Genomic DNA, 16,723 nt, shown 5'->3' on the forward strand with positions numbered 1-16,723 from the left:
TATTTGTCAGGCGGACTTCCGCTGCGACCTGGCCGCCGGCTTCTTCGCCCCCGCCTCCTTCGGGGGCTTCTTGCCGGCGATCGGCATCAGCATCTCCTTCTGGCCTGCAGCAGCCTTCCGCGGCTTCTTGGCGGGCTTGACGGCCTTCGCCGGCGCGGCCTCCTGACCTACGCTCCGCCGAAGCGCCTCCATGAGGTTGACCACGTTGGTGGCCGCCGGCTTTTCCTTCGGTGTGATCGCCTTGCCGGCGCGCTTCTGATTGATGAGCTCGATCAGCGCGCTTTCATAATGGTCCTCGAACTTCTCCGGCTCGAAGCTGCCCGCTTTCTGGTTCACGATGTGCCTGGCGAGATCGAGCATGTCCTTGGTGACTTTGACATCCTGGATCTCGTCGAAATATTCCTGCTCGGAGCGTACTTCGTAGGGGTAGCGCAGCAGCGTACCGACGAGGCCCTTGTCCATCGGCTCGAGCGCGATGATGTGCTCGCGGTTGGTCAACACGACCCGCCCGATCGCGACCTTCTCCATCTCGCGGATGGTCTCGCGGATCACGGCGAACGCGTCGTGCCCGACCTTGCCGTCGGGGCGGATGTAGTAGGGGCGGATGAGGTAGCGCGGATCGATGTCGGCCTTGTCGACGAACTCGTCGATTTCGATGGTGCGCGTAGATTCCAGCGCGATCTCCTCGAGCTCTTCCTTGCTGACCTCGATGAACTGATCTTTCTCGAACTGGTAGCCCTTGACGATGTCCTCGTTGGGCACCTCGTCGCCCGTGTCGGCGTCGACCTTGAGATACTTGATGCGGTGGCCGGTCCTGCCGGTTGAGCTGGTTGAACGAGATCTTCTCGCTCTCCGACGTCGCCGGGTAGAGCGCGACCGGACAGGTGACGAGAGACAGCCGAAGGAAGCCTTTCCAGTTCGCGCGGGGGGCCATGGTTACGCAACGCTCCAGGGATGGGGACTTGGACTCAAGACGAACGGGTCTGCCGGTTCCGACAAGCCGCCCGCGCGTCTCGGAGATTCATCGGAAGCCCACGGCTGCGCCATGGGAATTCCGGAGAGGAGCTCTTGACTCCCGAGAACGGACCGGGAACATGCCTGGCTGAACGCTACCTTCGAGCAGCCCGGTCCGGCCCCCGACGACCTTGATGCCGCCGCCGACCAGGCGATCGCGGTGTGCGGCGGCGACGCCCGGGAAACCGTGAAGGTCCTGCTGGTCGCGAACGAGTTTCTCCCGGCCGACTGGACGATCTCCGCTCGAAGGTGCCGACCGGCTAGGCCCAGGACTTCCAGGGCCGGACGAGCCAGATGTCTGATGTGACCTACTATGTCGCTCTGCCGTTCGTTTTCTCCGACGACGGCGTGGCCGCAGGCGAGGCGGCGGAGTGCCTGAGCGCCAACGCTGCGGTCATGCGGGCGGAGGCGCTCTGACGCAAGCCGGGCCATTCCGGCGCCATCGCGTTCTCGCGGACGGGAGATCCTTCGAGCGGCGACTTCAGCGACGCCAAGCTGATCCGGAAGTTCGGCGACGTGCCGGACGACCTGAGCGCGCTCTGACCGCGCCTGCGGACTTCGCTCCGCGACCGGTAGGCCACCTACTTGCCGCTGAGGGACAGGCTTATGTGGGTGACGACGTCATCCCAGGCGTGCTCTTCTTCGGCGGGATAGTTGATCAGCACGCAATGGACCAGCCGCCCCGAGAAGTTGCAGCGGTCGTAAAAAACCTTGTCGCCCTTGTAGCTGGAAACCGCGAAGAACCGCGTGTCACCCGCTTGTACTGGATGCGGGAAGGCGGATGCTTCTTCGCCAGAAAGACGGCGGGTGAATCGTTCGCCACATTGGGCGCGGCCTGAATGGTGAGGTCGGCGCGCCCGTCGGGGGGTCGGAATCGCTGCCCGTACCCGTCGGGCCGACCGGCCGTGAAGATCGAGTTCGGAAAATCCACTGCGGTGCCGGTTTGCGGAATGGTGTACCTGGTCCATCTCACCGGTTGCGCCGAGACCGTGGCTATCGAGACAACAAGTGCCGGGAGAGCACGGCATAAGCCGTCCAACCACTGCGCAGGTAAGGCCGAGTGATTGGCGCTGTGCGGTTATTTTGCGCTCCATTTTCGCGCAGCGGACCCGGGTGCCAGCCGGTACCCAGCCTTCCCTGCGCCCTCTTGGCTTCGAGGGTGAAGTGACCAGGCAAAGCTCGGGCGAAACGCGCCGCGAGAACGCGAAACCGCGTGTTTCGCCATCACGCATCCGACGGACACGCCATGAAACTTGCGCAGCGCGATCGGCCCGGACCGTAACGTTGTGCGATCCGGACCGATCGGCGTCGTGCGTGCGGATCTAGCTGCAGCTCAGCGGCAACGGCCGGCCGGGATGCAGCTCGTACCAATCATAGCAATCCGGACCGGCGCCGTAGAATCCATATCCGGGCCGGTAGCGACCGTAGCTGTGAAACGCGTGCTGGCGGAGGCCGCCGGCATGATCGCCAAAGCCGAGGTGCTCGCCACCGAACCGGGCGCCGCCGCCGAATCCGCCTTCATGCCCCATACCGCCGAAATGCGCGCCGCCGCCAAAGCCCGCATGTCCGCCGCCGAAGCCGCCGCCGCCAAATCCACCGTGGCCGCCGCCGCCACCGCCGTGCGCGTCGGCCGTGCCGATCGCGAGCGTCGAGGCGAGCGCTGCTGTGGCCAGAATCATGATGACTCGTTTCATGGAAAACTCCTCTCGTGTTGAGCCCGGTCATCCCTGAAGCCCACTTCCGCGTCGCGCGGTGCGCGCGAGGCTGCTTGATGGCTGGGCGTGTGACGCTGGAGAGGTAGGAGCGCGGCGCGACAGTCCAACTGAATTCGAGGTCAGACATTCGAGTCAGATATCGGGCGCGCCGCGCACGAAGGTGATCGCGTCGCGCGTGGGCGCGACGCAACCCAACGCAAGGAAGCGGGCTGACGAGATCAGTCCGCTCCCCGTTATTCGATAGGCGTCCGGCGGCGAAGTCACCCGGCCGGATACGTTGGCGCGATCAGAAGAAGCTACCGGTGCCGGGCTCGCAAGGCACGTTGTTGCCGGTCCATGGCGCAGTGGCGAAGGCCCCGACGCGCGGCGCCGGAACGCAGCCGCGTTCGCCCTGATAGACCGGCGCGCTCGTTGCGACCGTGTCGGCCTCCATCGCGGGCTGCCGCACGACGCGGTGATGCTCGCGCGCCATCACGGGGCCGCCGAGCATCGCGGCCGCAATCAGTCCCATCGACAACAGTTTGGACGTGGTCATTCGCTCTCTCCTTTGATGACATCAGGCCGACCAAGCCGGCTGGTCATCGAGGTGGGCGCGATCGACCGCGATTCAAATGCACGAATTGCTCACCGCAATTCAACGGCCCGTGAGCCGATGTAACGTCGTACCACGATCGTGCGAATCCATAACATCCGTTGTCCCCCGGAACGACCGCGAGTGCGTCGAGCGCATATGTTCGATGCAGCGCAGTTCGAAGCGGAGCCCACAAGATGATCACGACATTGGCAACACGTATCGCCCGTGCACTGGCGCTGCTGGCGCGGCGCGCAGCCCGCATCATGAACTGCAATTCAATGGCGCCCGATGCGCCGCAAGCCTATCTCGTACCGCAGCGAGTGGCCGGCAACAGGCGGCGTCAAGGCTGCGCGCGCGACGCGCGCGGGTATCGCACATGACCCAACGCGTCGCCGAGCCTACGCGCCCCTACCGCGCGCCGAGACGCCGCGCGGAACGTGGAGCGAGGATCATGAACCGGATTCTCCTGATCGAGGACGACGCCGAGACCGCCGAGGCGATCGTCGCGGAGCTCGCCGATCGCGGGTTCGAGGTGCATTGGGCCGCCGACGGCGTCGACGGCCTCGACCGCGCGCGCGCGTCGAGCCCCGATGCCATGATCGTCGATCGCATGCTGCCGGGAATGGACGGGCTCACCGTCATCGAGGCGCTGCGCAACGACCAGGTCAGGACGCCCGTCCTGGTCTTGAGCGCGCTCGGCGCGGTGGACGACCGGGTGCGCGGATTGCGCATGGGCGGAGATGATTATCTCACGAAGCCGTTCGCGATCATCGAGCTGGTCGCGCGGATCGAAGCGTTGCTGCGCCGTCCGATCGACAGCCGCGAAACCATCCTGCATGTCGGACCGCTCGAGCTCGATCTGATCGAGCGGACCGCGCGACGTGGCGAACGCCGGCTCGAGCTGCTGCCGCGCGAATTCCGCCTGCTCGAATACATGATGCGCCGGAACGACCAGGTGCTGACGCGTGCAATGCTGCTGGAGGAGGTCTGGAACTACAAGTTCGTTCCGGCGACTACGAACCTGATCGACGTGCATATGGGCCGGCTCCGTCACAAAGTCGACGGGCCCGGAGAGGTGCCGCTCATCCACAACGTCCGAGGCTCCGGCTTCGTCCTGCGTTCGCGGCAATAGGGACCGGCGATGCGTCAGATCCAGCTGATCCGCTCCAGCACGTTCCTCTGGGCCCTGGCCATGGCGGCCGGCTTCGCGCTATTCGTGGTCGGCCTATTCGCATTCATCTATTGGGAGCTCGATGACTATCTGATCGCGCGCTCCGATCGCATGATCACCACCCAGATTCACTTCATCGCGGAGCTGTCGCCGGCCCACCGCATCAGGGCGATCGCGGATCATCTCGATCAGGATTCCAGGGGCGTGCAATATGCGGGACTGTTCGATGCCGCGGGCACCCGCCTTGCCGGCAACATCGACCGCGTGCCGCGCGAGCTCGGGCTCGACGGAGCGGTGCAGGGCGTACGGCTCGATCTCATCAAGGAGATGGCAAAGCACAATCCCGTCGTCAGGGTGATCGGCCAGCGCCTCGATGGCGGCGATGTCCTGGTGGTGGGGCGGAATGTCGATGAGACGCGCGAGATCTCGACTGTGGTGGGGCAGGCGCTGGCCCTGGGCCTGCTGCCGGCCTTCAGCCTCTGCCTGCTGGCCGGTGCCTGGCTCAGCCTCCGCGCTCAGAGGCGCGTGGAGGAGGTGAACCAGCGGGTCCAGCGCATCGTGGCCGGCGAACTGCGCGAGCGGCTCCCGCAGGACGGGACGGACGATCCGTTCGCGCGGCTGGCCGGGATCGTCAACGGCATGCTCGACGAGATGGAGACGATGATCAATGCGCTCGCCGGCGTCGGCAACGACATCGCCCATGATCTCAGGACGCCGCTCACGCGCGTCCGTCTGGCGCTGGAGCGCGGGCGCTCCCATGCAGCCACGCTTGAGGAACTGCAGGAGACGATCGACAAGGCCATTGCCGGCATCGACCAATCGCTCGCGATCGTCACCGCCCTGCTGCGCCTGACCGAGATCGAGAACAATCGCCGCATAGCCGGCTTTGGCGAGGTCGCGCTCGACGAGATCCTGCGGGAGGTGTGCGACGTCTACGAGCCCATCGCCGAGGACAAGCGCGTGGGGCTCAGTGTGGTCATCGCGCGCGATGTGCTTGTGTGGGGCGACCGCGACCTGCTGTTCGAGGCGGTCGCCAACCTCGTCGACAATGCCGTCAAGTTCACGCCGTCGGGTGGGCGGGTCGAACTCGCCCTGGAAGCGGACGACGACACGGCGCTGGTGTGCGTCAGCGATACCGGGCCCGGCATCAGCGAGCAGGATCGCGAGGCGGTGCTGCGACGGTTCTATCGCTCCGACAAGATGCGCCATACGCCGGGTGTCGGGCTCGGACTGAGCCTGGTCGCCGCCATCGTCAAGCTGCACGGCTTCCGGCTGATCGTCGGTCCGGCCCCCGGAGGGCGAATCGAAATCCTGGCCTGGACCGGACGGGCGGGCAAGGCCGCCGCGCGCCGGTCGCGGACATTGCTGCACGCCGACGCCGACCAGATGGGATGAGCCAGATGGCGCGCGATGCTTTCGAGATTGAACAGCCGGCCTGGACCGTGGGAGCGACAGATGCAGACTAGCCACGAAGTTACGAGAAGCAATCCTCCTGCTACGCCGGTCGCACCGGTGCCGTTCCTCAGCGCGTATTCCGCGGCCATCGGGCGTTACGACTTCCTCGAACCCGGTCAGGAGCAGCAGCTTGCACGCCGCTGGCAGCAGACGAGGGACCGGAGCGCGGCGGATGCTCTCGTCACCAGCCATCTCCGCCTCGCGGCCAGGCTGGCGCGAGGCTACAAGGGATACGGCCTTCCGATGGTCGATCTGATTGCCGAGGCGAATCTGGGTCTCGTGATCGCAGCGTCACGCTTCGAACCCGACCGCGGCGCGCGCTTCTCCACCTACGCGGTCTGGTGGGTCAAGGCCGCCATCCACGAGTACATCCTGCGGTCCTGGTCCCTCGTCAAGATCGGGACGACGGCCGCGCAGAAGAAGCTGTTTTTCAAGCTCCGCGGCGAGATCAGGAAAGCCACCGGCAGCGCGATGGCGGGGCTCACGCCTGACGTTGCCGAATTGATCGCCGGGAAGCTCGAGGTCACGACGCGCGAGGTGATCGAGATGGACGCGCGGCTGCATGGCGACATGTCGCTGAATGTGCGCGTCGGTGGCGAGGACAGCGGAACGGAGCTGGAAGCCATGCTGGTCGACGGGGCGGTCGACGCCGAGACGGTGCTGGTCGATCACGAGCAGACCGAGCGGCGTGCCAGCGCCTTGCGTGTTGCGCTCGGGGGGCTTGCGGCGCGGGAACGTCGCGTCTTCGAGGCGCGGCGGTTGACGGAATGCCCCGTCACGCTCGATTGGCTGGCCCACGAATTGTCCATATCCAGCGAACGCGTCAGGCAGATCGAGATGCGCGCCTTTGCCAAGGTCAAGCGGGCCGTGATGCTCGCCGCGCAGGATGCGCCACGGGGCACCGCATGCAGCGTCTGAATTCATTTTCATTTGAACGCTGGTCCGGCCGCTCTCATCTGTCCGACGATCCCGCGTAACCCGCTCCAGGCAGACCACAATGGGAATTGTTCGCTTCGCGCTACGGCTTCCGCACACATTCTATGTGCTTGCCGCGCTGATCCTGTTCCTCGGCGGCATCGCGATCCGCTCGATGCCGACGGATATTTTCCCGGAGATCCGGATCCCCGTGGTCACGGTGATCTGGAGCTACACCGGTCTGTCCACGCCGGAGATGGAGCAGCGCGTCAGCACCTACAGCCAGTATTCGATCAGCGCCAATGTCAGCGGCATCAAGAATATCGAAGCGCAGACTCTCAACGGCCTGTCGATTCAGAAGATCTACTTCCAGCCGGACGTCAATCTCGATCTCGCGATCTCGCAGATCGTCTCGGGGACCAACGCCATCCGCGCCCTGATGCCGCCGGGGATCCAGCCGCCGATCATCGTGCAGTTCAATGCCTCGAGCGTGCCGGTGCTCCAGCTCAGTCTCCAGTCAAACAGCCTGAACGAGCAGCAGCTCTACGATTTCGGCATCTACCGGGTCCGCCAGCAACTGGCTCCGGTGGCGGGAGTGACGCTGCCCACGCCTGCCGGCGGTAAATACCGCCAGATCATGGTCGACATCGATCCGAACAAGCTGCTGTCGCGCGGATTGACGCCGCTCGACATCGTCAATGCGGTCAACACCCAGAATTTGACCCTGCCGACCGGCACGGCCAAGATCGGCGACACCCAGTATACCGTTCGCACCAATGCGACGCCGGCCACGATCCAGGATCTCAACATGATCCCGGTCAAGTTCGCGAACGGGGCCACGATCTTCCTGAAGGACGTCGCCCAGGTCCGCGACGGCGCCCAGGTCCAGCAGAACATCGTGCGCGAGGACGGCCACCGCGCCGTCCTGCTCAGCGTCATCAAGAATGGAAATGCCTCGACGCTCGCCGTCGTCAACGGCGTGAAGGCGGCTTTGACCTCGATACGCGCGTCGGCTCCAGCGGGGCTGAAGATCAACGAGCTGTTCGACCAGTCGATCTTCGTGACCCATTCGGTCAATGGCGTGCTGCGCGAAGGTGCGATCGCGGCCGGCCTCACCGCGCTGATGATCCTGGTGTTTCTGGGATCATGGCGATCGACGCTGGTCGTCCTGATCTCGATCCCGCTGGCGATGCTGTCCTCGCTGATCGTGCTGTATTTCCTCGGCGAGACCCTCAACACGATGACGCTCGGCGGGCTCGCCCTCGCGGTCGGCATCCTCGTCGACGATTCGACGGTGACGATCGAGAACACGCACCGGCTCTGGACCGAGGAAGGCATGCCGTTGTCGGAGGCGACCCTGCATGGAGCTGCTGAAATCGCCATCCCGACGCTGGTCTCGACGCTCGCCATCAGTTGCGTGTTCACGTCGGTCGTGTTCCTGGAAGGCCCGGCCAAATACCTCTTCACGCCGCTCGGCCTCGCAGTGGTGTTCGCGATGCTGGCGTCCTACGGGCTGTCGCGGACGCTCACGCCGATCACTATCGGCCTGCTGCTGAAGGGTGAACGGCGCCATGGCGAAAGCGAGCGCCCGTCGAACATCTTTGCGCGCGCCTCCGCTGCGTTCGAGCGCGGCTTCGAGCGCCTGCGCGATGGCTATTCCGATCTGCTGCTGAAGCTATTGCGGCTTCGGGCCGTCGTGCCCGTCGTCGCCGTGCTGGTGCTGGCGCTCGGAGCCACCATGTTCGCCTATGTCGGCAGGGACTTCTATCCCCTGATCGACGGTGGTCAGATCCAGCTGCATGTTCGTGCGCCGGCGGGCACGCGGATCGAGCGTACGGAAGCGATCTTCCAGGCGGTCGAGGACAAGATCCGCGAAGTCATTCCGGAGCATGACCGCGCGTTGATCGTCGACAATATCGGTCTCCCGGCGCGGGCCTACAATCTCGCATTCACCGACGGTTCGACGATCGGGGTGAATGACGGCACCATTCTGGTGTCGCTGAAGGATGGGCACAAGCCGACGGCGGATTACGTCAGGAAGCTGCGGCAGGTGCTGCCGGCGGCCTTCCCGGAGGACACCTTCTATTTCCAGGCGGCCGACATCGTCACGCAGATCCTGAACTTCGGGCTTCCGGCGCAGATCGATGTCCGCACGGTCGGTTACGGCAGCAACAATCTGGCCGTGGCCAAGGAGCTGCAGAAGAGCCTCGCGGCGATCCCCGGCGTGGTCGATGCGCATCTGCAGCAGGAGGTCGATGCTCCCGCGTTCTACGCCGACATCGACCGCACTCGCGCCGCGCAGCTGGGCCTCAATGCGAGCACGGTGGCGACCAATATCAATGTCAGCCTCAGCTCGTCTGCGCAGGTCTCGCCGAATTTCTGGACGGACCCGACGTCAGGCATCCCCTATTACCTGGCGGTGCAGACACCGGAATACAGGGCCAACTCGCTGAACGCCCTGGGCAACACGCCGGTGTCGGCCTCGGCTGCCGCAAGCGGCCAGACGGTGCCCGGCTTGCTCAGCAATGTCGCGACGTTCAAGCGAGGGACCGTTCCCACCAATTCGAACCAGGCCAACGTCCAGCCGGTGTTCGACGTCTATGCGAGCGTCCAGGGCCGCGATCTCGGCAGCGTTGCGGCCGACATCGAGAAGGTGACGTCAACCCTGCAGAAGCAGCTCCAGCCAGGCAATTCGATCCAGGTCCTGGGACAGATCCAGAGCATGCATCAGTCGTTCCGCGATCTCGGGATCGGACTGCTGTTCGCGGCCATCCTGGTCTACCTGCTGATGGTCGTGAACTACCAGAACTTTGGCGACCCCTTCGTCGTCATCCTGGCGCTGCCGGCGACATTCTGCGGGATCGTGACGATGCTGTTCATCACCGGGACGACGCTGAACGTGCCATCGTTGATGGGAGCCATCATGGCGATCGGCGTTGCCTCGGCAAATTCGATCCTGCTCGTGACGTTCGCGCGTGACGAGCAGTTGAAGGGACATTCCGCTTTCCAGGCAGCGCTGAGCGCGGGCCGAACGCGGATCCGGCCCGTCCTGATGACCGCGGCCGCGATGATCGTGGGCATGATCCCGATGGCGATCGGCGGGCCGGGCGAGGAGCAGAATGCCGCGCTCGCGCGGGCGGTCATCGGCGGGCTTCTGTTTGCAACCCCGACCACCTTGCTGATCGTGCCTTATCTCTTCGCCATGCTGCGTAAGGGCAACGACGGCAAACCTCGCCACGGCGTATTCGAGGAGCAACCGGAATGAGCGACTTTCGCGCAAGGACCGATGACGACGGGGCGAGAGATCGCCCCGGGGCGGAGAACCTCCGGGTCGTGGAGCTGCCGGGCAAGGGTGCACGATCCGGACGCCGTTACGGTGGCGCGCTGCTCGGCGGAGGCGTGCTCCTGCTGCTTGCGGGCGGCCTCGGCATCGGCGGCTGGCGGCACTATGAGGCTGCGCGTCAGGTGGCCGCCGTAGCCGAACAGGTTCGGACCAACGTTCCCGAAGTTCGGGTGGCGACAGTCAAGCCCAGCGGCGACATTATGAAGGTCAGCCTGCCGGCGACGACGACCGCGTTCGAGGCGGCCAACATCTTCGCGCGGACCAGCGGCTACATCGAGAAGCGCCACGTCGATATCGGCGATCGCCTCAAGAAGGGTGATCTCCTCGCGGAAATTACCGCTCCCGAACTGGATCAGCAGATCGCGCAGGCGCAGGCGACCCTCGCCCAGAACCAGGCCGCCCTTCAGCAGGCGCAGGCCAGCCGGGAATTGGCCGACGTCACCAATTCGCGGGACAGCAATCTCGTCAAGCAGGGCTGGTTGACGGCACAGCAGGGCGACAACGACCGCCTCACTCTGCGCGCGCAGCAGGGGGCGGTGGGCGTCGCCCAGTCGAACATCGCGGCACAGGAGGCGCAGATTCGCGTTCTCCAGCAGGAGAAGTCCTACCAGCGCGTGGTGGCCCCGTTCGACGGTGTGGTCACGCAGCGTAACGTGGACAATGGCAGCCTGGTGCAAGCCGGGTCTACCTTCATGTTCACGATGATGCATTCCAACGTGATCCGGACCCAGGTCTTCGTGCCGCAGGACGAGGCGTTTGGGGTTGCCCCGGGCGTCGATGCGGACATCCGCGTCCCCGAGATTCCGGGACGAACGTTTGCGGGCAAGGTTACGCGGATCGCAACCGCGCTGCAGCCGGGGAGCCGAACGCTGTTGACCGAGATCGACGTGCCCAATCCCGATGGTCTGCTCAGTCCCGGCATCTATTGCACGGTCGAATTATCGATCCCGCGTCGGACGCCATCGATGACGATCCCGTCCGACGCGCTCGTCTTCGATCAGAATGGCCTCCACGTCGCGGTCGTGCGGAACGGCACGGTTCATTTGCAGCAGGTCTCGATCTCCAGGGATTTCGGCACCGTTGTGGAAGTGCGGGACGGCGTGCAGCCCGGCGATCAGGTCGTGCTCAATCCTGCGGTCACTCTGGCGGAAGGCAGCAAGGTCACCGTTCGCAAGCTTGAGACGAGCTAGGGACACAAAAGATGATACGGTTCGCGTTTGCAATGATGGTCGCTTTCCTGCTCGGCTTCTCTCCAGGCCAGGCACAGATCGCAACGACCGGCAGCACCGCAATGGATCTGCCGACGGTGCCGGGCGCGATCGTGATCTCGCCGCTCAACAGTCCGGGGCCGTTTTCCGCAACGACCGTGCCGGGTGCGCCGGATACGACGTTGGCGCCCGTCCCTCTTGCGTCGGATCCGACGACGCCGGGAACGGTGGTCGTCTGCGCTCCACCCTCGTCATCACCGGCGCCAGTGCCGGCGACTCCAACTGTATCGCCCACTGGCCTTTCGCCTCCGGGCATCGCGGCGCCGATCCTGCCGGTCACGGGACAGAGCGGTAGCTCCATCGGGACGATCTCCGCGGCCGCTCCGGCGGGAACAGGTGCGACAGTGGCCTGCAGCTCAACGCCGGGAGGACAGGTTACGAGCGCTGCGTCTCTGCCGCTTTCGATTTCGCAGGTGTCTGCAAGCCCCGCGCCCGGCACGATCCCGGCGGACACCAGCGACGCCGGCGGCACGGGCATAGACCCGAATGCGGCCGTCGTGCCGAGCCCTAACAGCTCGGCTTGCGCGGAAGGGGTCTCGATGAACCTGGCGGAGCCTGCCACTGTGTTGCCGGCGAACGCCTCAGGCGCAGCGCCGACGCCGGGCGTGTCGCCGATTCTGCCGCCGGGATGCTGAGGTGGACTTGCAGGGGTTTCGTGTCATCGCATCACACGGCATTCGCCGGTCATGTTGCCGGGCGCAGCTTGCGGATTTCGGCATCCGGCGGAAGCATGCTTCCACCCTCCCTGTATTTCCAGTCCACCATGACGGCCTTGTTGCCCCTGACCGCGGTGCGACCGACAAATGTTCCCATCGTGCTTTGATGGTCGATCGAACGCCAAATTGCCGGCCCAAACGGTGTATCGAAGGCGACACTGCCAAACCCATCTGCCATGGTTTCGGTATCGAGGCTCCCGAGTCGCTCGATCGGAGCCACGATGGAGCTGATCATGGCGTGACCGACCACGGAGCCCATGGTGGGAGCCTCGCCATATCGCGAGGAATAGGCCGACGCGAACGAGCTATTGGCCTGGTCCAGGATCTCGGTCACGGGATAGCCGGTCACGATCCATCCTGTCGGCGCGTCCTCTCCGAGAGGATGGAGATATTCGGGTTCGCCCGTCGTGAACGACACGACGTCTCGTCCTTCGAACAGGCCGCGATCCTTTCCTTGCCGGACGAATTTGGTGAGATCGGGCCCGAAGGTGATGTTGAGGATCGCTTCGGGATTCTGCTGTGCGAGCGCGTTCACGACCACGCCGGCGTCGATCGCACCCAGCGGCGGCCACTGACTGCCAACGAACGCGACATCGGGGCGACGTTGGCGCAGAAGCTGCATGAACCACCTTACGGCCGACTGTCCGTATTCGTAGTTCGGAGAGATCGTCGCCCATCGTGTCGCCTTGAGTTGAGCGGCCTCCTCAACCAGCATCGCTGCCAGCATGTAGGTCGAGGGGCGGAGCCTGTAGCAATATCGATGTCCCCGCTCCCAGACGAGGGCGTCCGTGAGCGGCTCGCTCGCCACGAACAGGATCCGGTTCTGCCGTGCGAAGTCGCTGATCGCGAGGCCGACATTCGAGAGATAAGCGCCTGCCAGCAGATCGACGTCGTTCCTGCGCACGAGCTCCTCTGCCGCGCGGATCGCGACGCTGGGTTTGCCTTCGTCGTCCCGCCTGATGACCTGCAGCTCGCGCCCGAGAAGGCCGCCTTTGGCGTTGACCTGTTCGACAGCCAACTGCCAGCCGCGACGATAGGGCAGGGTGAATGCGGGCGCGCTGCTATAGGAGTTGATCTCGCCGATCCTGATCGGTCTCGTGCCCTGCGCACGGATGATGCCGAGCGAAAACACCGACGCGCTGATGCCGCCCAAAATCCGTCGTCGAGAGATGTTCATCAGGCAAGGTCCGGAAGATGGAGTGAGGGGCGGTGTCGGCCGAAAGGCATCACAAACCTAGTGGCAGGTGCAGGATGGGGGCCGATCGCCGTCGGATGTCGAAAGCGAGATGCCCGGTATTTCAGCCAGAGTGCGGGCAAAGGCGAGTGCCGGAAGATCGATGTCCTGATCGAACAGAGCGCTGACCGGACCGACGAGATCGAGGGCGGTCTGCTGACGGTTCGATTCCGCCAAGATCCTTGCCCATGCTGCCGCAACCTTCAGCTCGTAAAAGCGGCATTGCTGGTCCCTGGCAACCGACAATCCTTCGCCGAACAGCAATTCGGATCGAGACAGGTCGGATGGATCGTTGGCCAGGAGAATTTCAGCCTTGATCCTCAACAGGTCGGCAAGGCACCACAATTGCCGGCCTTGCCGCGACATTGACAAGGCCTCTTCCACCACGGTCAGGGCCTGCGCAGCCTCGCCGCTCGCGAGCAGGCCTTCGGCGAGCGATCCGAGAAACTCGGGATTGCGCATCAGCCATCCGTTCTCGGTCCGCGCTGTCAGGCCGCTGCGCAGCAGCGCTATTCCGTCGTGATGCTTGCCTTGCAGAACCAGCAATTGTCCCTTCAGGCAGGACGTCCAGCTGGTCCAGAAAGCTATCCCCTCGCGCGTGACGAGCTCGAGAAGAGAGGATATTGCCTGATCGGCGGTGGCAAGATCATGCGTCATCAGCGCGATCGGGCAGACGGCGTTGCGGAGTGCATAGGCGATCGCAAGCTTGTCCTTCTCGCGCTGGGCTTCCTGCAGGCACTCGGCGGCCAGGGATCTGCTCTGGGCGATCCTGCCCTGCAGCAGCAGGACGCGCGCCAACATCGCCTTGGCAAGAACGCTCTGGTTAAGCAGAAACCACATCTGGTTCGCGCCGCCGTTCAATCCGTGAGCCGAATGATCCAGGGACAGCGTCAGCTCGCGTCGTGCATCCTCCTGCATTCCAAAGAAATGGGTGGCGGCGCCGATCAGGCGACGGCCTACAGCCTCGTTGGCGGGGCTTCCGGTGCGCAGCGCGATCTCGAGGTAGCGCTCGCCGACCTCCTTGGCCGCGGCATATTGGCCCGAGTTGAGGTTATAGCTCCACAAGGTCCAGACCGCCTTGAGCTGAAGCTCGAGGTCGGACAATTCCTCGGCGAGCACGAGACCGATGCTCAGCGCCGCCTTCATGCGGTCCGCTGTTCCCGCCGTGTTGAGAAGCGCGAAGCCCAACGCGACATAGAGCTGCGCCTTGAGCTTCGGAACGCAGGTGAACCCGGGAGTGAAATGCGCAAGCGCGTGCTCGATCCGCGTCGAGCATTCCATGAAGGACAGCAACTGCATCCATACCGGAACGAAGCCGGCCGTCAGCTCGATGCCAAGCGCGGTATCGCCACCGGGCGAGAACGCCCAATCGAGTGCGGCATGCACGTTGCCGATCTCCTGGGCGAAGCGGGAGATGTCGTCGGGAGCGGGGGAGGCATCGCCGAGCGGCGCGATGATCTGCCTGAGAAAGCCGGCCTGCCGCCTTGCCGCCCGCTCGACGAGGCCCGCCTCTGCGAGCTTCTCCAGTGCATAAGCGCGGGTGCTCTCCAAGAGCCGCCATCGCCCCTCGAATGAGGGGTCCAGCGACACCAGCGATTTCCCGACCAGATTGAACAAGGTTTCAATGACGTCCGACCGCGACAGAGTGTCGTCCATCATTGCACTGGCCGCATCGAGCGTGAAACCGGCCGGAAACACCGCGATCTGGCAAAGCAGGTTTTGCTCTGCCGGCGGCAAGAGGTCATAGCTCCAGTCCAGGGTCGCCCGCAGGGTCTGGTGTCGCGGCATCTGGTCGCGGCGGCCGGCGTTCAGGAGCTCGAAGCGCTTGTCGAGACGGAGCAGTACGGTGTCGACCCCGAGATTGGCGGCCCGGGCTGCGGCAAACTCCAATGCGAGCGGAATGCCGTCGAGCCGGCGACAGATGGCAGCGATCCTCTGAAGCTCCTCCGCGCCCACAACGAAGCTCGCACGCAGAGCCCGCGTTCGCGCGACGAACAGCTGCACTGCGCTTGCCCGCAGCAGCAAGTCGGGATCGTGCATATCGGGATCAGGAACCGACAGCGCCGGAATGGCCGCAACATATTCGCCGTCGATGCGGAGGCCCTCGCGGCTGGTCGCGAGAACGGTGACGTTCGGACAATAGCGAAGCACGGCACTGGCGATCTGCGCGGCCACTTCGATCACATGCTCGCAATTGTCCAGGACAAGAAGCAGACTACGGGTTCCGATGGCCTGCGCAATGCTCGCGGCCGAGACTTCCTTGTCATTCGAGGCGAGCTTGAGTGCACGGGCGCATGCGGATGGCGCAAGTGCCGCATCCTGCAGGGTCGCGAGCTCGACCAGCGCCACGGAATCGTTGAACGCGGGCGCGACGCCGCGCGCCAGCTCGATTGCCAGCTTCGTCTTTCCGATGCCGCCGGGTCCGACGAGGGTTACGGCCCGATAGGCCGAAAGCACATCGACCAATTGGCTCATGCAATCCTCGCGACCGATGAGGGGCGCACGGATACTCGGCAGGTTGCTTGGAAAGGGCACGTCGGCTGGAATCGCTACCGATGCGGCGGCAGGGTGATCCAGATGCCCGCTTCGCCAGGTCCCGGCGAGCGTATATCCGCGGCCCGAAACCGTCTTGAGCAGATTGCGATCCTCGCCGAGCGCCTTGCGGACGGCCGAGATATGGACCTGAAGCGTGTTGTCTTCGACTGTCAGGCCCGACCAGACGCTTCCGATCAAGTCATCCTTGGTGACCAGGAGACCGGCCGAGTCGACCAGCTTCTCGAGAATCTCGAACGCGCGGCTTCCGATCGGCACCGCGACGTTGTGGTGCCTCAGCTCTCTTCGTTGGCAATCGATATGCCAATGTCCGAAAGAGTAGGTGCGATCAACCGGCGATGACATGGGCCCGTGAATCAATTCCGCTGACGTGATCCGGGGGAAATCACGAGCCCGCCCTTGCGATCACCGAAACCTTGGCAAGAATTTGAAAGCGTCAATGCGCTTGGGTCTCCTACAGGGGAGATCGTCGGCGTGTCAAGAAGGCCCGCTCAGTCGCCGGCGCTTCGTTCACTTTCGATGCTGGCACCCGACACGTTCATGTTCGATACACGAATTCGTGACGATGGCCGGGCGCATTCGGAATGGAAGGGTCCGTCGGAGGGAACCTGATGCCATCAATGGAAACATCATTTACTCGGCATCGCCGGGAATCGTCAGCGCAAGAACTCCGGAGCCCAATGCTTCAGGAGACGTGCACCAGTCGCAAGAACAGCGGCCTGATCGTGAGCCGCCGTCCTTCCTTCCGCCGAGAGGTCAAAACCC

Annotated in this window: 11 protein-coding genes and 3 pseudogenes; 8 read left to right on the forward strand and 6 right to left on the reverse strand. The window is 64.4% G+C overall.

Translation table 11 applies throughout. The features are described from left to right. Nucleotides 1-6 precede the first annotated feature (6 nt). Nucleotides 7-858: pseudogene (gene ku / locus AC0L27_RS16535) on the reverse strand (non-homologous end joining protein Ku); the annotation flags it as partial. A gap of 450 nt (nucleotides 859-1,308) precedes the next feature. On the opposite strand from ku, the pseudogene AC0L27_RS16540 reads away from it, so the two are divergent. Continuing rightward, nucleotides 1,309-1,557: pseudogene (locus AC0L27_RS16540) on the forward strand (hypothetical protein). A 38-nt stretch (nucleotides 1,558-1,595) separates the two neighbouring features. Here AC0L27_RS16540 and AC0L27_RS16545 read toward each other — a convergent pair. The 3 genes and pseudogenes from AC0L27_RS16545 to AC0L27_RS16555 form a co-directional block, all read right to left on the reverse strand. Continuing rightward, a pseudogene (locus tag AC0L27_RS16545) lies at nucleotides 1,596-2,011 on the reverse strand (hypothetical protein). A gap of 325 nt (nucleotides 2,012-2,336) precedes the next feature. Then, nucleotides 2,337-2,708, reverse strand: coding sequence for a hypothetical protein (locus AC0L27_RS16550; protein WP_473319674.1), 372 nt, complete (start codon nucleotides 2,706-2,708; stop codon nucleotides 2,337-2,339). Nucleotides 2,709-3,015: 307 nt separating this feature from the next. Further along, entirely contained in the window at nucleotides 3,016-3,264 is a 249-nt protein-coding gene (locus AC0L27_RS16555; RefSeq protein WP_354056949.1) for a hypothetical protein, read from the reverse strand. 233 nt (nucleotides 3,265-3,497) lie between these two features. Between AC0L27_RS16555 and AC0L27_RS16560 the strand changes: the two genes are divergently transcribed. The 7 genes from AC0L27_RS16560 (at nucleotide 3,498) to AC0L27_RS16590 (ending at nucleotide 12,090) form a co-directional block, all read left to right on the forward strand. After that, nucleotides 3,498-3,683, forward strand: coding sequence for a hypothetical protein (locus tag AC0L27_RS16560; protein ID WP_354056947.1), 186 nt, complete (start codon nucleotides 3,498-3,500; stop codon nucleotides 3,681-3,683). Nucleotides 3,684-3,754: 71 nt separating this feature from the next. Continuing rightward, the gene (locus tag AC0L27_RS16565) at nucleotides 3,755-4,435 is read left to right on the forward strand and encodes a response regulator transcription factor (RefSeq protein ID WP_354056945.1); all 681 of its coding nucleotides are present in this window, start codon (nucleotides 3,755-3,757) and stop codon (nucleotides 4,433-4,435) included. A 9-nt stretch (nucleotides 4,436-4,444) separates the two neighbouring features. Beyond that, nucleotides 4,445-5,869 carry a sensor histidine kinase gene (locus tag AC0L27_RS16570; protein WP_473319676.1) on the forward strand — a complete coding sequence of 475 codons (1,425 nt, stop codon included), beginning with the start codon at nucleotides 4,445-4,447 and terminating at the stop codon, nucleotides 5,867-5,869. Nucleotides 5,870-5,929: 60 nt separating this feature from the next. Further along, complete coding sequence (gene rpoH, locus AC0L27_RS16575; RefSeq protein WP_473319678.1) at nucleotides 5,930-6,847, forward strand: RNA polymerase sigma factor RpoH; 918 nt, start codon at nucleotides 5,930-5,932, stop codon at nucleotides 6,845-6,847. A gap of 79 nt (nucleotides 6,848-6,926) precedes the next feature. Beyond that, nucleotides 6,927-10,109, forward strand: coding sequence for an efflux RND transporter permease subunit (locus AC0L27_RS16580; protein WP_473319679.1), 3,183 nt, complete (start codon nucleotides 6,927-6,929; stop codon nucleotides 10,107-10,109). Continuing rightward, nucleotides 10,106-11,377: an efflux RND transporter periplasmic adaptor subunit gene (locus AC0L27_RS16585; protein WP_473319680.1), complete on the forward strand. Its 1,272-nt coding sequence runs from the start codon at nucleotides 10,106-10,108 to the stop codon at nucleotides 11,375-11,377. The genes AC0L27_RS16580 and AC0L27_RS16585 overlap by 4 nt, the downstream gene beginning before the upstream one ends. A gap of 11 nt (nucleotides 11,378-11,388) precedes the next feature. After that, on the forward strand, nucleotides 11,389-12,090 hold the full coding sequence (locus AC0L27_RS16590; RefSeq protein WP_473319682.1) for a hypothetical protein: 702 nt from the start codon (nucleotides 11,389-11,391) through the stop codon (nucleotides 12,088-12,090). Between the two features lie 49 nt (nucleotides 12,091-12,139). Here AC0L27_RS16590 and AC0L27_RS16595 read toward each other — a convergent pair whose 3' ends face one another. Then, nucleotides 12,140-13,348, reverse strand: a complete 1,209-nt coding sequence (locus tag AC0L27_RS16595) for an ABC transporter substrate-binding protein (RefSeq protein WP_473319683.1) — start codon at nucleotides 13,346-13,348, stop codon at nucleotides 12,140-12,142. Between the two features lie 57 nt (nucleotides 13,349-13,405). Next, nucleotides 13,406-16,303: an ATP-binding protein gene (locus tag AC0L27_RS16600; protein ID WP_473319684.1), complete on the reverse strand. Its 2,898-nt coding sequence runs from the start codon at nucleotides 16,301-16,303 to the stop codon at nucleotides 13,406-13,408. Nucleotides 16,304-16,723 lie beyond the last annotated feature (420 nt).

This window comes from Bradyrhizobium sp. Ken51 (genome assembly GCF_055807435.1).

What these genes read in the sequence shown, in the direction of transcription:
- AC0L27_RS16550 (WP_473319674.1), bottom strand. Translation starts at nt 2,708, where the DNA reads ATGAAACGAGTCATCATGATTCTGGCCACAGCAGCGCTCGCCTCGACG.
- AC0L27_RS16555 (WP_354056949.1), bottom strand. Translation starts at nt 3,264, where the DNA reads ATGACCACGTCCAAACTGTTGTCGATGGGACTGATTGCGGCCGCGATG.
- AC0L27_RS16560 (WP_354056947.1), top strand. Translation starts at nt 3,498, where the DNA reads ATGATCACGACATTGGCAACACGTATCGCCCGTGCACTGGCGCTGCTG.
- AC0L27_RS16565 (WP_354056945.1), top strand. Translation starts at nt 3,755, where the DNA reads ATGAACCGGATTCTCCTGATCGAGGACGACGCCGAGACCGCCGAGGCG.
- AC0L27_RS16570 (WP_473319676.1), top strand. Translation starts at nt 4,445, where the DNA reads ATGCGTCAGATCCAGCTGATCCGCTCCAGCACGTTCCTCTGGGCCCTG.
- rpoH (WP_473319678.1), top strand. Translation starts at nt 5,930, where the DNA reads ATGCAGACTAGCCACGAAGTTACGAGAAGCAATCCTCCTGCTACGCCG.
- AC0L27_RS16580 (WP_473319679.1), top strand. Translation starts at nt 6,927, where the DNA reads ATGGGAATTGTTCGCTTCGCGCTACGGCTTCCGCACACATTCTATGTG.
- AC0L27_RS16585 (WP_473319680.1), top strand. Translation starts at nt 10,106, where the DNA reads ATGAGCGACTTTCGCGCAAGGACCGATGACGACGGGGCGAGAGATCGC.
- AC0L27_RS16590 (WP_473319682.1), top strand. Translation starts at nt 11,389, where the DNA reads ATGATACGGTTCGCGTTTGCAATGATGGTCGCTTTCCTGCTCGGCTTC.
- AC0L27_RS16595 (WP_473319683.1), bottom strand. Translation starts at nt 13,348, where the DNA reads ATGAACATCTCTCGACGACGGATTTTGGGCGGCATCAGCGCGTCGGTG.
- AC0L27_RS16600 (WP_473319684.1), bottom strand. Translation starts at nt 16,303, where the DNA reads ATGTCATCGCCGGTTGATCGCACCTACTCTTTCGGACATTGGCATATC.